The organism is Saccharomonospora glauca K62 (genome assembly GCF_000243395.2).
GTDB classification, from domain to species: domain Bacteria; phylum Actinomycetota; class Actinomycetes; order Mycobacteriales; family Pseudonocardiaceae; genus Saccharomonospora; species Saccharomonospora glauca.
The window spans coordinates 3687794-3702850 of the sequence record NZ_CM001484.1; the positions used below are offsets into that span (position 1 = coordinate 3687794).

The 15057-nt window shown below is 68.9% G+C and carries 14 protein-coding genes; 5 read left to right on the forward strand and 9 right to left on the reverse strand.

Annotated elements, in window-relative coordinates; all coding sequences use genetic code 11:
- Window positions 1-3: 3 nt before the first annotated feature.
- Window positions 4-1389 carry a 3-hydroxybutyrate oligomer hydrolase family protein gene (locus SACGLDRAFT_RS17175; protein ID WP_005466170.1) on the reverse strand — a complete coding sequence of 462 codons (1386 nt, stop codon included), beginning with the start codon at window positions 1387-1389 and terminating at the stop codon, window positions 4-6.
- A gap of 177 nt (window positions 1390-1566) precedes the next feature.
- Here SACGLDRAFT_RS17175 and SACGLDRAFT_RS17180 point away from each other — a divergent pair, with 177 nt between their 5' ends.
- Window positions 1567-2586 (forward strand): extracellular catalytic domain type 1 short-chain-length polyhydroxyalkanoate depolymerase, encoded by a 1020-nt coding sequence (locus SACGLDRAFT_RS17180; RefSeq protein WP_005466171.1) that lies wholly within the window; start codon window positions 1567-1569, stop codon window positions 2584-2586.
- Here SACGLDRAFT_RS17180 and SACGLDRAFT_RS17185 read toward each other — a convergent pair whose 3' ends face one another.
- The 5 genes from SACGLDRAFT_RS17185 to mca all read right to left on the reverse strand — a co-directional run bounded on the left by SACGLDRAFT_RS17185 (window position 2587) and on the right by mca (window position 9051).
- Window positions 2587-3321, reverse strand: coding sequence for an endonuclease/exonuclease/phosphatase family protein (locus SACGLDRAFT_RS17185; protein WP_232283991.1), 735 nt, complete (start codon window positions 3319-3321; stop codon window positions 2587-2589). It abuts the gene before it with no gap.
- A 93-nt stretch (window positions 3322-3414) separates the two neighbouring features.
- Window positions 3415-5337, reverse strand: a complete 1923-nt coding sequence (locus SACGLDRAFT_RS17190; RefSeq protein WP_005466173.1) for an acyl-CoA dehydrogenase family protein — start codon at window positions 5335-5337, stop codon at window positions 3415-3417.
- 192 nt (window positions 5338-5529) lie between these two features.
- Complete coding sequence (locus tag SACGLDRAFT_RS17195; protein ID WP_005466174.1) at window positions 5530-7542, reverse strand: thioredoxin domain-containing protein; 2013 nt, start codon at window positions 7540-7542, stop codon at window positions 5530-5532.
- A gap of 232 nt (window positions 7543-7774) precedes the next feature.
- The gene (locus tag SACGLDRAFT_RS17200) at window positions 7775-8137 is read right to left on the reverse strand and encodes a hypothetical protein (protein WP_005466175.1); all 363 of its coding nucleotides are present in this window, start codon (window positions 8135-8137) and stop codon (window positions 7775-7777) included.
- A complete protein-coding gene (mca, locus tag SACGLDRAFT_RS17205) occupies window positions 8134-9051 on the reverse strand; it encodes a mycothiol conjugate amidase Mca (RefSeq protein WP_005466176.1) in 918 nt (305 codons plus the stop codon). The genes SACGLDRAFT_RS17200 and mca overlap by 4 nt, the downstream gene beginning before the upstream one ends.
- Before the next feature lie 141 nt (window positions 9052-9192).
- Here mca and SACGLDRAFT_RS17210 point away from each other — a divergent pair, with 141 nt between their 5' ends.
- Together SACGLDRAFT_RS17210 and greA are read left to right on the forward strand one after the other, a co-directional pair.
- Entirely contained in the window at window positions 9193-9657 is a 465-nt protein-coding gene (locus SACGLDRAFT_RS17210; protein WP_005466177.1) for a DUF4307 domain-containing protein, read from the forward strand.
- Window positions 9658-9834: 177 nt separating this feature from the next.
- Window positions 9835-10329, forward strand: coding sequence for a transcription elongation factor GreA (gene greA / locus SACGLDRAFT_RS17215; RefSeq protein ID WP_005466179.1), 495 nt, complete (start codon window positions 9835-9837; stop codon window positions 10327-10329).
- 99 nt (window positions 10330-10428) lie between these two features.
- On the opposite strand, the gene SACGLDRAFT_RS17220 is transcribed toward greA, so the two are convergent.
- On the reverse strand, window positions 10429-10899 hold the full coding sequence (locus tag SACGLDRAFT_RS17220) for an Lrp/AsnC family transcriptional regulator (protein ID WP_005466180.1): 471 nt from the start codon (window positions 10897-10899) through the stop codon (window positions 10429-10431).
- 120 nt (window positions 10900-11019) lie between these two features.
- On the opposite strand from SACGLDRAFT_RS17220, the gene hppD reads away from it, so the two are divergent.
- A complete protein-coding gene (gene hppD, locus SACGLDRAFT_RS17225; RefSeq protein ID WP_005466181.1) occupies window positions 11020-12204 on the forward strand; it encodes a 4-hydroxyphenylpyruvate dioxygenase in 1185 nt (394 codons plus the stop codon).
- A gap of 49 nt (window positions 12205-12253) precedes the next feature.
- Here hppD and ilvA read toward each other — a convergent pair whose 3' ends face one another.
- Window positions 12254-13459 carry a threonine ammonia-lyase gene (ilvA, locus tag SACGLDRAFT_RS17230; RefSeq protein ID WP_005466182.1) on the reverse strand — a complete coding sequence of 402 codons (1206 nt, stop codon included), beginning with the start codon at window positions 13457-13459 and terminating at the stop codon, window positions 12254-12256.
- A 119-nt stretch (window positions 13460-13578) separates the two neighbouring features.
- Between ilvA and SACGLDRAFT_RS17235 the strand changes: the two genes are divergently transcribed.
- Window positions 13579-13848, forward strand: a complete 270-nt coding sequence (locus SACGLDRAFT_RS17235) for a hypothetical protein (RefSeq protein WP_005466184.1) — start codon at window positions 13579-13581, stop codon at window positions 13846-13848.
- 18 nt (window positions 13849-13866) lie between these two features.
- Here SACGLDRAFT_RS17235 and SACGLDRAFT_RS17240 read toward each other — a convergent pair whose 3' ends face one another.
- Window positions 13867-15027 carry a cystathionine gamma-synthase gene (locus SACGLDRAFT_RS17240; protein ID WP_005466185.1) on the reverse strand — a complete coding sequence of 387 codons (1161 nt, stop codon included), beginning with the start codon at window positions 15025-15027 and terminating at the stop codon, window positions 13867-13869.
- Window positions 15028-15057 lie beyond the last annotated feature (30 nt).

The following is a 15057-nucleotide window of genomic DNA, read 5'->3' on the forward strand; positions in this document are numbered from 1 at the left end:
GGGTCAGGACAGGGAGCAGGTCGTCACCAGTTCCTGCGGGGTGGCATCGGTCGGGCGGGGGATCGTGGCGGACTCCGGCAGCGGTGCGCCCTCGGCCAGGTAAGCCTCCAGGGCCTCGAAGGCCGTACGGTGGCAGGGAGTCAGTCCCCGCAGCTCGTCGGGGTACTGGTCGACGAACGAGTCGGTGTGCGTGCCGTCCTCGACGCGGTAGTAGCGGTGCAGGTGCCCGCGTCCCTGCTCGCGCACCATCTCGGCGTAGACGTCGGAGTCCTTCCCGATCGGCAGCAGGACGTCGAGCGTGCCGTGCAACGTCAGCAGCGGCTTGCCGATCTTCCCCGTCAGCCCGATGCGCTCGACGGCCCTGTGCACGGACCTCGGCCGCTGCCGGTAGTCGTAGTCGGCGTCGCAACGCGGCGTGCCCGGCGAGCAGAACGGGATTCCGGCCGAAAGCTCGCCGTCGAACTCCGGGTCCAACTCCTCGCGGTAGATCCGCTGGGTCAGGTCCCAGTAGATCTCGTAGTGGGACTGCCACAAAAACTCCGAGCCCGCGACGAACCCGGCGGCCACCATCTCGGCGTGCGCCGCGTCGGCGTCGTCACCACCGGCGGCGTAGCGTGGGTAGGCCGACAACGCCTTGGGCAGGTACTCGATCAGATTCGGCCCCTTCTCCGACCACAGTGCACCTTCCCAATCCACGCCGCCGTCGTAGAGCTCGGGGTGGTTCTCCAACTGCCAACGCACCAGGTAACCGCCGTTGGACAGTCCCGTCGCGATGGTCGTGGTCGGGCGCTTGCCGTAGTGCAGCGTGACCGTGACCTTCGCGGCACGGGCGAGCTGGGTCATCCGACGGTTCCACTCGGCGATCGCGTCGCCCGGACGCCTGCCGTCGGTGTAGAACTCCGATCCGGTGTTGCCCTTGTCCGTGGCGGCGAACGCGTATCCCTTCGACAGCACCCAGTCGGAGATGGCGCGGTCGTTGGCGTACTGCTCCCGGTTCCCCGGCGATCCCGACACCACCAGCCCACCGTTCCAGTGCTCCGGAAGGCGGATCACAAACTGCGAGTCGTGGTTCCAGCCGTGGTTGGTGTTGGTGGTGGAGTCGTCGGGGAAGTAGCCGTCGATCTGCACGCCCGGCACCGGGTCGGGAACCGGGAGCGACTCCTGGGTCAGTCCCGCCCAGTCGGCCGGATCGGTGTGTCCCGTACGCGTGGTCCCCGTGGTGGTGAGGTCGGCCAGACACGCCACCTCCTGGTACTGCGCCCCCGGTACCGGAAGGGGTCGCTCGGTGCACGTGTCCGGAAAGGGTTTCGCCGTCGCCACCGTCCCCGCCATGCCCGGCATCGCGACGAACAACGTCGCCAACACCGCCGCGACCTTGCGCCCGCGCATCTTCCGAAACCTCCGACTCCGGTATCCGGTCCCTCGTCACCGTAGGGGCAGGGATCGCCTTGCGGGATGTGGGAACGCCCCACAGTCGGGCGACGCAATGTGGCCGCCGCCGACATGGCAAGAGATCACCACCCCCTCCTACCGTGGCTTGGATCACGACGACGTGAGGAGGGACTCGTGAGCACTTACGTCCACATGCGACAGCGTTTTCTCCCGCTCCTTCTGGCCCCCTTGCTGGCCTTCCTGCTGGCCGTCGCGTTTCCGACCTCTCCCATGTCCGCCCGAGCGATGCCGAGCGATCCGAAAGCACTCGCGGGCTCCATCACGGAGGTTCCCGACTTCGGAAACAACCCCGGAAACCTGCGCATGTTGCAGTACGTGCCCGAGGATCTTCCCGAAGGCAGGCCGGTGGTGGTCGCCCTGCACGGCTGCACACAGAACGGCACCGACTACGGCCTGGCCTCCGGCTGGGTCGAACTGGCCGAGCGCTGGAAGTTCAGCGTCGTCCTTCCCGAGCAACGCGCGGTGAACAACCTCAGCAACTGCTTCCAGTGGTTCGCCTCGGGCGACACCACGCGAGGCCGGGGAGAAGTGGCGTCGATACTCGGCATGGTCGACCACGCGCTGGCCGCCACCGGAGGTGATGCCTCCCGCGTGTACGTGACCGGTCTGTCGGCGGGCGGAGGCATGACATCGGCCCTGCTCGCGACCTATCCCGAACGTTTCGCCGGCGGCGCCGTGATCGCCGGGCTTCCCTACCGCTGCGCCTCGGCGCTGTACGAGTCCTACACCTGCATGTACCTGGGCAAGAACCTCAGCCCCTCGGCGTGGGGCGATCTCGTACGCGCGGCGAGTTCGCACGAAGGTCCCTGGCCGACGGTGAGCATCTGGCACGGGGACGCCGACCGCACGGTGGTCGTCGCCAACCAGCGCGAACTCGTGGAACAGTGGACCGACGTCCACGGCACCGACGCCGTCGCCGATCGTGAGGACACCGTGGGCGGCTACCCGCGCGCGGTGTACGAGGACGGCGCCGGGCGAGCCGTGGTCGAGTCCGTGACGATCACGGGGATGGGGCACGGACAGCCCGTCGACCCCGGCACCGGCGAGGGACAGTGCGGGCGAGCGGGCGCCTACCTGCTCGACGTGAACGTCTGCGCGGCCTACCACCTGGGACAGACGTGGGGTCTATCGTGATTAGTGCTCCGCTCCGTCCGGCGCGGTGATCACCACGTCCACGGCCACCGGAAGATGGTCGGAGGCGTCCGTGTCGATCACCCGCGCCGAGCGAGCACACACCCCGTCTCTCGCGAAGACGTAGTCGATGCGGGCGCGCGGGGCCACGGAGTCGTAGGTGAAGCCGTCGCCGTCTCCCGCCTTCGGCCACGTGTCGTGCAGCTTCGGGGAAAGTCGCTGGATCTCCGGGGCCTCCGGGATGGCGTTCAGATCGCCCACGAGCACGATCGGCCGGTCGGCGGCGGCGATGACCTCGTTGACGGTCTCGACCTGCGCCCACCGCTCCGCCGGCGAGTCGTGTTGCAGGTGCGTGGAGTAGAAGCGCAGTGGTACTCCACGCACCCGCACGACGGCCTCCAACAGGCCGCGTGGTTCCCCGCCCTCGGGCCTCGGCAGGGCGATGTTGCGGCTGGCCGCGATGGGAAAGCGCGACAGGATCGCCGTGCCGTACCGCCGTCGCGGCATCTTCTCATGGGGCGGGGCCTCGTCGAGGTTCGCGCCGAAGGCCACCCGCATGGCGAGCCGATCGGCCAGCCACCGCGCCTGGTCGACGAACTCGCTGCGTTCACCCCAGCACCGATCCACCTCCTGCAGTCCCACGACGTCGAACGCGGTGTCGGCGATGACGGCGGCGACGTGATCCAGGTGGAGCCGATCGTCCGGCCCGGCACCGTGGTGGATGTTGAACGTCCCCACGGTGACGCGGGAACCCTCCGAGGTTTCGCGGTCCTCCCTCGGCTCCGCTCGCCGAAGGTCACGGGACGCCGACCACACGGTGGCCTCCGGAGTTCAGGTCCAGTCGAGCATCGGCACCCGCCACAACGGTTCCGGAAGCGCGAAGGCGTCCACCAGCGTGCGTGCGTGGGGCCGCAGTTCCCCGCACAGCCGGTTCACCCCGGCGATCACGGCCTTGGCCCGTCCGCTGGTGAGCCTGCCGTGTTCCATGAACCACGCGCGGTCGGCCTCGACGACGGACAGCGCGTACAGGTCGCACACCTTGTCCAACAGCGCCCTCGCCTCGGCGTCCTCACAACGCTCGACGGCCGCGACGAAGGAATCCAGCACCAGACGTTCGACGTGGACTCGCGCCGCACGCAACACGTGGTCCTGGGCGGCGTTGAAGACGTCGAACGCGTTGTCCCGTGTCGCGGCTCGCAACCGCCGCGCCAGCCCGTCGAGGACGTGGGTCTCGCGGTCGGTGAACAGCTTGCACTGCCACGCACGGTCGAACACGACGTCGTCGTCGTCCCTAGCCGGTGAGGCATCGACGATACGTTCGACCACCCTCCTCGCCGCCGTCCGTTCGATCACGGCGCCGACGAACTGCTCGGCCACGAATCGAGCCGTCGCAAGTGGACTGAGGTCCTCGAACTGGAGCCGGTAGTTGGTGAGCAGTCCCTTCGCGACGAGTTGCAACAACACCGTGTTGTCGCCCTCGAACGTGGTGAACACGTCGGTGTCCGCCTTGAGCGAGGGCAACACGTTCTCGGCCATGTAGCCGGCGCCGCCACACGCCTCGCGAGCGGCCTGGATCGTGTGTGTCGCGTGCCAGGTGGCGAGCGCCTTCATCCCCGCGGCACGGGACTCCAGCTCTCGCTGGCGGATCTCGTCGGCCTCCGCGACGTCCTCGGGCGTACCGGTCTGGAGGTCGTGCAGCTCCGCGACGAGGTCCTCCTGCGCGAAGTGCAGCGCATACGTCGTGGCGAGCGCGGGCAGCAGGCGCCGCTGGTGTGCGAGGTAGTCGAGGATGGTGGCCTCGGCGCCGTCCCGGCCCTCGAACTGCTTACGGCGGTCGGCGTAGTGCACGGCGATGGTGAGCGCGCGTTTCGTGGCACTGCCCGCGCTGCCCGCGACGCTGACACGCCCGCGCACCAGCGTGCCCAGCATGGTGAAGAACCGCTTGCCGTCGCTGTCGATGGGACTGGTGTAGGTGCCGTCCTCGGCGACGTCGCCGTAGCGGTTGAGCAGCGCCGAGCGGGGCACGCGGACGTGGTCGAACGTGATACTGCCGTTGTCGACGCCGTTGAGCCCGGCCTTCACCCCGCAGTCCTCGACGGTGACTCCGGGCAGTACCGCGCCGTGCTCGTCGCGGATCGGCACGAGCAGGGCATGCACGCCCCGGCTCTCGCCACCGGTGACGAGTTGCGCGAACACCACTGCCATGCGCCCGTCCCGCGCCGCGTTGCCGATGTAGGTCTTCGACGCCGCCGCGTCGGGCGTGTGCACCACGAACTCGGCGGTGCCGGGGTCGTAGGTGGCCGTCGTGCGCAGGTGCTGCACGTCGGAGCCGTGCCCGACCTCCGTCATCGCGAAGCAGCCGAGCAAAGCGCCGGACATGATGTCCGGGAGGTAGCGCTCGTGGTGGTACCGGGTGCCGAGGAGGTGGACCGCTCCGCCGAACAGTCCCCACTGAACGCCGGACTTGACCATCAGGGAGAGGTCGCCGAAGCCGAGCATCTCGAACGACACCACGGCCGCGCCGATGTCCCCGCCGCCCCCGTACTCGGTGGGGAAACCCAGCCGGGGGCGTCCGGTCTCGGCGAGGGCCCGGAGCTGCCGGGCGATCAGCTCGCGGTGTGCGGCGACGTCCAGCCCCGCCGTGTCGAGGGCTCCTCGGACCGCCTGCGCGGCGAGGTGTTCCCGGACGTCGCGGCGCACCGACGCCCATCGCCCGTCGAGCAGGCGGGTCAACGCTTCGGTCAACAACTCCATGTGCTCAAGCCTGCCCCAGAACCGAACCGACCGCAGCCCGAAGATCAACCCGACATCGTGTCCGCAGCTTGTGCACGCGTGTCCGCAGGCTGTGCACACGTGTTCGCAGTTCGCGTACGCATCGCTCGTACGGGAAGTGCAAACACGCGTGCGTAACTTGCGGACACGCGTGCGTAACTTGCGGACACGGCGTCAGAGGGAGCGGGCCAGGGCTTCGGGCGTGGTGACCGGGCGATCACACACATAACCTCGGCAGACGTACGCCGCCGGAGCACCGTCCACAAGCGGACGGTCGGCCAGCAGCGGCACGCCTTCGGCCTCGGGCTCGCCGCCGAGCACCACGCCCCCGCCGTGCACTCCCCTGGCGGCCTCCGCCACCAGCTCGGCACGGTCCTTCGCGCCGGCACCCACGACGGCGACCTGCACCGGGCCGGACAACAACGCCTCCGCCACCGAGAGCCAGTGCCCCGCGAACCGAGGCACCTGCTCCACGAGCACACCCGCCCGGCTCAACGCCTCCTCGCACGCCGCCCGGTACGCTCCCGCGCGCTCGGGCCCCGCCAGCGCGGAAGCGGTGAGCAACGCACCCGCCAACGCCGACGCCCCGGAGGGACTCGCGTTGTCGGTGGGATCGCTCGGCCGGTGCACGAGGGCCTCGGCGTCGGCCGCCGTGTCGTGGAAGGCCCCCGGCGCCCCGTCGACCCCGAAGCGCCGTAACGCCGTGTCGAGCAACGCGGTCGCCTCCGTGAGCCATACCGGCTCGCCGGTGGCCTGGTGCAACGCCAACAACCCGTCCGCGAGACAGCCGTAGTCCTCCAACACCGCGGCGGCATCGCCGACGACCCCGTCGCGGGAACTGCGCCGCAGGCCCTCGGCACCGTCGCCGCCGACGTGGACGTCGAGGACGAACGCCGCCGCAGCGACCGCGGCCTCGACCCACTCCGGCCGTCGCAGGGCCACCCCCGCCTCCGCCAGGGCCGTGATGGCGAGCCCGTTCCACGCAGCGATCACCTTGTCGTCACGAGCGGGCTGGGGCCGTGCGGCACGCGCCCGCGACAGAGCGGAGGTCACCCGCATCCACCGGGCGGGGTCGTCGGGATCGCGGCGCAACTGGAGCGTGGAGGCCCCGCGCTCGAAGGTGCCCTCCTCGGTGACCCCGAACAGCTTCGCGGCCCAGGCGCCGTCCTCGGGACCGAGCACGTCCACGAGCTGCTGTGGCGTCCACACGTAGGTCAGGCCCTCGACCCCTTCGGTGTCGGCGTCGAGCGACGAGGCGAACGCGCCCTGCGGCGTTCGCAGGTCCCGCAGGAGGAATTCCGCCGTCTCCCCCGCGACCCGGTAGGCGAGCGCGGAGCCGGTGCGCCGGGCGAGGTGCGCGTAGAACCGCAACAGCAGCGCGTTGTCGTACAGCATCTTCTCGAAGTGCGGCACGACCCATCCCGCGTCCACGGAGTACCGGGCGAACCCGCCCGCGAGCTGGTCGTAGATGCCGCCGCGCGCCATGCCCTCGGCCGTCGCATCCACAACGGACAGTGCCTCCACCGAGCCCGTGCGCTCGTAGTGGCGGAGCAGGAACTCCAGCACCATCGACGGCGGGAACTTGGGCGCGCCCCCGAATCCGCCGTTGCCCGGATCGGCCTCCCGCCGCAACTTCGACACGGCCGCCGCGACGGTCTCGGCCGTGACCGGACGCAGGCTCAACGGCTTGGTCTGCTCGACAATGTGGTCGACGACGCGTCCGGCGCCCTCCACGAGCTCGTCCCGGCGCTCCCGCCACGCCTGGTCGACCGCCACCAGGACCTGCTTGAACGACGGCATCCCGTGCGCGGGCACGGGCGGGTAGTAGGTACCGCAGTGGAACGGCTTGCCGTCCGGGGTGAGAAAACAGGTCATGGGCCACCCGCCCTGGCCCGTCATGGCCTGGGTGGCGGTCATGTAGACGGCGTCGATGTCCGGGCGTTCCTCCCGGTCGACCTTGATGTTGACGAAGTGGTCGTTCATGAACGCCGCCACCTCGTCGTCGGAGAACGACTCGTGGGCCATCACGTGGCACCAGTGGCAGGCGGCGTACCCGATCGACAGCAGGATCGGCACGTCCCGGCGCCGTGCCTCGGCGAGCGCTTCGGGCCCCCACGGCCACCAGTCCACCGGGTTGTCGGCGTGTTGCAGCAGATACGGCGAGGTGGCGGTGGCGAGACGGTTCATGTCCCCAGCGTGTCACACGTCCGGGCGGCTCACAGCGAAGTGACGTCCGGCCCGGCGGGCGACGTCGACGTGGTGCTCTCCGTCCTCGACCGGTTTGTGGACGGCGGTAACACGGTGTCGCGGTCGAAACGCAACCTTCACGTCGTCGGACGCACCAACCGGGGGATCGCCCGGGCCCCGACGGTGACCACGAGGGCGGCTGCTCGACGCGCTGGGCTCCACACGGCGGCGCTCAGTCGCCGGTGCCGGAGTCACCGCCTCCGGAGCCGGTGTCCGCTCCGGCCGTGGTCGCGCTCTCGTGGTCACGGCCGGCGCCGTCGGTCTTGCCGGCCCCGTCGCCGTCGGTCTTGCCGGCCGACGACGCCTCGTCGTCGTCGAAGCTCGCGGGAACGCGCTTGAGGTGCTTGGTCATCGAGCGGATGAGGAAGGCCACCGCCACGAAGAACACCAGCAACAACAGCAGGCCGACGGGCGAGGACTTGCCGAAGTCCTCGCCCTGACCGCCGCCGTCCCCACCGTCACCACCGGGTGGCTGCTGCGCGAGCCAGACCCCGGCGTTCATGGCGGGCACGACCGCGAAGGCCGGCAGTGTCATGTCGTCACCCTTTCTCGAACCCCCGCGAACAGGTCGTCCTCGGGCAAGGTCGTGTCGACGAGCGAGCGCACCAGCTCGTACTCCTCGGTGGGCCACACTTCCCGCTGCACGTCGAGCGGCACCGCGAACCACCGGCTGTTGGGGTCGATCTGCGTGGCGTGGGCTCGCAACGCGTCGTCACGCACCTCGAAGTAGTCGGCGCACGGCACCCGCGTGGTGACGCGCTCCATGACGTCGGGCCGGTCGGAGGACCAGTTCTTCAGCCACTCCTCGTAGGGAGAGGGCAACCCGCGCGAGGTGAGCGCCTCGTGGAACGCCTCGAACTTCGCCCGTGAGAAGCCGTGGCCGTAGTACAGCTTCAGCGGCTGCCACGGCTCGCCCGCCTCCGGGTACCGCTCGGGATCGGCCACGGCGTCGTAAGCCGCCATCGTGACCTCGTGGCAGCGGATGTGGTCCGGGTGCGGGTAGCCGCCGTTCTCGTCGTAGGTGGTGACGACGTGCGGGCGGAACTCACGCATGACCCGCACGAGCTTCGCGACGGGTTCCTCCAGCGGCACCTTGGCGAAGCAGCCCTCCGGCAACGGGGGCGGCGGGTCTCCCTCCGGCAGCCCGGAGTCGACGAAACCGAGCCAACGGTGCTGAACCCCGAGGATCTTGGCCGCCCTGGCCATCTCCTCCCTGCGCAGCTTCGCCATGTTCTCGTGAACTTCGGGTCGGTCCATGGCCGGGTTCAACACGCTGCCCGCCTCGCCGCCGGTGCACGTCACGACCATGACCTCGTGCCCCTCGGCCACGTAGCGAGCCATCGTGGCGGCACCCTTGCTCGACTCGTCGTCCGGATGGGCGTGCACCGCCATCAGCCGTAACCCCGCGTCCACCCTGTCCGCCCTCTCTTCGTCGTCGGTTGGCGCCATGTTCGGCTCGGTTCCTTTCGATCCCCACGTCGGATGTGGGACCCCCAACCCACGTTCGTATCGCTTTCACGGATACTCAACACGCGAGGTGGGTGTTTTCATTCTCCCGCCGCGACGACAGGACCGTTCGGGAGGCCCTCCTTGAGCAGCTCGGAGCCCGGCCGTGAGCCGGCACACGCTCTGGAGGATCGCTACGGTTCCGCGCGCGGGAACCGTTCCCACCGACGCCTGCGTGGTAGGCGAGCCTGGCTCACGGGACTCGTCGTCGTCGCGGTTCTGGGCATCGGCAGCTACGTCGCGTACTCACAGTGGTTCGCCGCGCCCATCGACGGCCAGCGGGTCGCCTTCGAGGAACGACCGGGCAACTCCATGGAGATCACGGTGGACGTGAACCGCGACGACCCGTCTCGCCCGGCCGTGTGCATCGTCAGGGTCCGTGAGATCAACGGAGCCGAGACCGGAAGGAAGGAGCTCTACGTTCCACCGGGCGTCCATCGCCTGAGCACAGTTGTGCGGAGCATCGAGCGGCCCGTCACCGCGGACGTGTACGGGTGCTCCTATGATGTTCCCGAATACTTGTCAACCCCCGAGCGGCCAACGGAGTGAAATAGGCGCCGGATCGCCCGGCAGTCGAGAACGCGCCAACCTCGGGGGGCGCTTTCGTGCTATCATTTACTCGTTGGCACGGTCCCACGCGGGCCGTGTCTTTCCTTTATCTAGCAGCCACGACGGCGTGGCAGCCGGCTTGTACACCCAGGCTTGGCAGGCCCCGAGGAGGAGATGGTGACCGTGAGCGACAGCAAGGTGACCTGGCTGACCCAGGAAGCCTACGACAGGCTCAAGAGCGAACTCGACGAGCTGATCGCGAATCGTCCGGTCATCGCAGCGAAGATCAACGCCAGCCGAGAAGAAGGCGACCTCAAGGAGAACGGTGGCTACCACGCCGCCCGCGAGGAGCAGGGGCAGCAGGAAGCCCGCATTCGCCACCTGCAGGAGTTGCTGCGCTCGGCCAAGGTCGGTGAGGCTCCGAAGGACGACGGAATCGCCGAGCCCGGCATGGTGCTGACCGTGCGTTACGAAGGTGACGACGAGGAGGAGACGTTCCTGCTCGCCACCCGTGAAGAGGGCGGAACCGGACCGATGGAGGTCTACTCGCCCGACTCGCCGCTCGGCAAGGCCCTGCTCGGGGCGAAGGAAGGTGAGTCGCGGGAGTACCCGCTGCCCAACGGCAAGACCCAGAAGGTGACGCTCGTGAAGGCGGTTCCCTACGGCGGCTGAAGCCGACTCCGGGACGACACGTGAACGGCCGGTGCAGCCGAGGTGGCGCACCGGCCGTTGGTTTGCCCCGGCCCCGTCACGAGCCGGGTTCCGAGACTCTCAACCCCGTCGGTCGGCGATTCGTTCGAGCAATGGCCGCACCCGCGGGACCGGCGTGGACAACGCGATGGACGTCGCGGTCCTGCGCACACCGGGTACTCCCACCACCTCGTCGATGACGCGTTGCAGGTCGTCGTTGGATCGCGCGACCAACCGTACGAAGAGGTCACCCTGCCCCGTGGTGGCGTGGACCTCGCACACCTCGTCGATGGCGGCGAGCGCGGAGGCGACCTCGGCGCGACGCCCCTGGGCGATCTCCAGCACGGCGAACGCGGTGAGGCCATAGCCCATCCCCGCGAGGTCGAGTTCGGGCGGAAACCCCTTGAGCACCCCGGAGGCGGTGAGCCGGTCGAGCCGCGCCTGCACCGTGCCCCGAGCCACCCCGAGTCGGCGGGCGCATTCGAGTACGCCGAGGCGGGGCGCGTCGGTGAGAAGCAACAACAGTCGAGCGTCCAGTGAGTCCAGTGCCATGCCGACCTCCTGCGCAATCTGCGCCAAAGTGATCACCCGAATGCCGATTTGACTGGGCAGATTGTCCACTGTTTCGGGCGACTGTTGCCCAGTCTGCGCGACGCGCGCATTCTTCGTCACATGGCGAACCCAGCACTCGACGACATCGACTACAACCAGCTCCGGCAGCTCGTCGGCCTGGTCGACCACGACGTGGCCAGCGACCCGTTCCCCGTCAAGGCAATGGACGCCGTGGTGTTCGTGGTCGGCAATGCCACCCAGACCGCGCACTTCTACCAATCGGCGTTCGGGATGGACCTCATCGCCTACTCGGGCCCGGAGACGGGCAACTACGAGTACAAGTCGTTCGTCCTGAAGTCGGGCTCGGCGCGATTCGTGATCAACGGTGGGGTGAAGCCCACGTCACCGCTGCTCGACCACCACCGCAAGCACGGCGACGGCATCACCGACCTCGCCCTCGAAGTCGCCGACGTCGACAAGTGCGTCGAACACGCCCGTGCGAACGGCGCGACCGTGCTGGAGGAACCACACGACGTCTCCGACGAGCACGGCACCGTGCGAATGGCCGCCATCGCCGCCTACGGTGACACTCGCCACAGTCTCATCGACCGCTCCCGCTACTCCGGGCCCTACCTGCCGGGTTACGAGGCGCGCGAGCGCTCCGTCCCGAAACCCGAGGGCGCGCCGAAGCGGCTGTTCCAGGCGATCGACCACTGTGTCGGCAACGTCGAGCTCGGCAAGATGGACGAGTGGGTGGCCTTCTACCACCGCGTGATGGGCTTCGTGAACATGGCCGAGTTCATCGGCGACGACATCGCCACCGAGTACTCGGCGCTGATGAGCAAGGTGGTGGCCAACGGCAACCACCGGGTGAAGTTCCCGCTCAACGAGCCCGCCATCGGCAAGAAGAAGTCGCAGATCGACGAGTTCCTGGAGTTCTACGACGGCCCAGGCTGCCAGCACATCGCGCTGGCCACCAACGACATCATCGGCACCGTCAAGGCGATGCGGGACGCGGGTGTGGAGTTCCTCGACACCCCCGACTCCTACTACGACGACCCGGAGCTGCGGGCCCGCATCGGTGAGGTCAGGGTGCCGATCGAGACGCTGAAGGAGCACCGCATCCTCGTCGACCGTGACGAGGACGGCTACCTGCTCCAGATCTTCACCAAGCCGATCGGCGACCGCCCGACCGTGTTCTACGAGTTGATCGAACGGCACGGCTCGCTCGGCTTCGGCAAGGGCAACTTCAAGGCCCTGTTCGAAGCCATCGAGCGCGAACAGGCCCGTCGCGGCAACCTGTGACACCCCGTGGGGCCGCTCCTCCCCCGGCGGCCCCACGGCACCCCCGGTGTCAGACCAACACGCGGTATCCCGCCCGCTGCAATTGCGCGGCGACGTCGGCGCAGTGCTCGGGACCGCGAGTCTCCAACTTCAACGCGATTTCCACCTCGCCCATCGCCAGTCGCCCGGAAATACGCGAGTGCTCGACGTCGAGCACGTTCGCGCCCAGCTCGCCGACCAGTGACAACAGCCCCGCGAGCGAGCCGGGGCGGTCGGCCACCCGCAGCCGCAAGCTGAGGTATCGCCCGGCGGCCGTCATACCGTGCTGGATGATCTGCAACAGCAGCAGCGGGTCGACGTTCCCGCCCGAGAGCACCGCGACGATCGGCGGCTCGAAGACACCGGGGTGTTCGAGCAACGCGGCGACCGCGGCCGCACCCGCCGGTTCCACCACGAGCTTGCGGCGTTCCAGGCACAGCAGCACGGCCCGCGACAGCGATTCCTCGCTCACCGTCACGACGTCGTCCACGAGTGCCCGGACGTGCTCGAACGTGAGAGAACCGGGTTCTCCCACCGCGATGCCGTCGGCCATGGTCTGCGTGCTCTCCAGCCGCATCGGATTACCCGCCGACAGCGAGAGCGGGAAGGCGGCCGCGCCCTCGGCCTGCACTCCCACGATCCGGACGTCCGGTTTGATCGCCTTCACGGCGCTCGCCACACCCCCGACCAGCCCGCCACCGCCGGTGGCCACCAGGATCGTCGCGACGTCCGGCACCTGTTCGAGGATCTCCAGCCCAACCGTGCCCTGGCCCGCGATGATGTCGGGGTGGTCGAACGGGTGGATGAACACCGCACCCGTACGTTCGGCGAAGGCGATCGCCTCGGCCATGGCTTCCTCCAGCGCCTCGCCGTGCAAGCAGACGTCGGCGCCGTAGCCACGGGTGGCGGCCAGTTTCGGCAGCGGAGCTCGCTCCGGCATGTAGACGGTCGCCTTCGTACCGAGGAGAGAGGCGGCGAGCGCCACTCCCTGAGCGTGGTTACCCGCGCTGGCGGCGACGACCCCCCTGGCACGTTCCTCCGCGCTCAACCCGTGAATGCGGGTGTACGCGCCTCTGATCTTGAACGAACCGGTGCGCTGCAGGTTCTCGCACTTGAAGTACACCGACCCGCCCTGCGGGGGTTCGAGGTCACGCGCATGTTCCATCGGCGTTTTCCGCACGACGGACTCCAGCAGCCGCCTCGCCTCGCGGATTGTGTCCACGCTGACAAGTCCCATGACGGGGATGATGTCACTGCACTGAGCGTGACGACGAGGTTACCTGCTTCGCCAGATCACGATTGGGTAAGCTTGAGGCACGCCGGGAGCACCGGAAACCCGAGTCAGGAGAGACGCGTATGGGAAGGGCACGCACGTCGGACGGGGCGCGTTCCGCGGGTGTGATGCCGCTTCTCGCCGGAGTGATCTCGGCTCTCGCCCTCACCGGAGCCGCCGTCTACACCGTCTCGGAAGCTCAGTGCGACCCCGGCCACTACGTCACCGAGGGCAGGAAGACGATCCTCGTCGGCGGTTGCGTCTCCGGCGCGGAGCTGAGAGAGGCCGGCATCGGGCACGACCACGACCGGCCGGGCACCACCGAGACCTCTCCCAGCAACCTCCGTCCCTGACGGCGGCGCCGTCGAACGCTACGAGGCGTCGAGCGCGTACCTGAGGTCGGCCAGCAGGTCGTGGGCGTCCTCGATACCCACCGACAGCCTCACCAGCTCGGGAGGAACCTGAAGCAACGACCCGGCGACGCTCGCGTGCGTCATGCGGCCCGGATGTTCGATCAGCGACTCCACGCCGCCGAGCGACTCGGCGAGGATGAACAACTTCGTCCGGGCGGCCACGTTGAGCGCCGCCTGCTCGCCGTCGACGTGCGTGAACGACACCATTCCACCGAACCGGCGCATTTGCTTGGCCGCCATCGAGTGGCCGGGGTGTTCGGCGAGGCCGGGGTAGTAGACACGCTCGACCTTGGGGTGAACCGACAAAGCCTCGGCGACGAGTTCGGCGTTGCTGCAGTGCCGTTCCATGCGCACGGCCAGCGTTTTGAGACCGCGCAACGTCAACCACGCGTCGAAGGCACCCGGCACGGCGCCCGCCGAGTTGCGCAGGAAGAACAGCCGTTCCCGCAGCTCGTCGGAATCGGTGATCACCGCCCCGCCCACGACGTCCGAGTGTCCGCCGAGGTACTTGGTGGTGGAGTGCACGACGATGTCGGCGCCGAGCTCCAGCGGCGTCTGGAGGTACGGGGTGGCGAAGGTGTTGTCGACGACGAGCTTGGCCCCGCCGACGTGGGCCAGCTCCGCGAGCGCCGCGATGTCGGCGATGCCGAGCAGCGGGTTGGTGGGCGACTCGCACCAGATGAGTTTGGTCTCGGGACGCATGGCTGCCCGGACCTCGTCGAGGTCGGACAGAGCTGCGACACTGTAGTTGACGCCCCACTCGGTGAGGACCTTGTCGATCAGCCGGAAGGTACCGCCGTAGACGTCGTTGCCCAGTAGCAGGTGGTCGCCGGGCCGAAGCGTGGTACGCAGCACCGCGTCGCTGGCCGCCATCCCCGAGGCGAACGCGAGCGCGTGCCGACCCCCCTCGAGTGCGGCGAGCGCCTCCTCCAACGCGGTCCGCGTCGGGTTGGCGGTGCGGGAGTACTCGTAGTCCCCCTCGCGGGTGCCACCGACGCCGTCCTGCGCATAAGTGGAGGTCTGGTAGATCGGCACGATCACCGCACCCGTGCGCGGGTCGGGTTCCTGCCCTGCGTGGATGGCGCGTGTCTCGAATCCGTAACGCGGGTCTGCAACCATGCCCACAGCCTACGTGCGGCCCCCTTGACA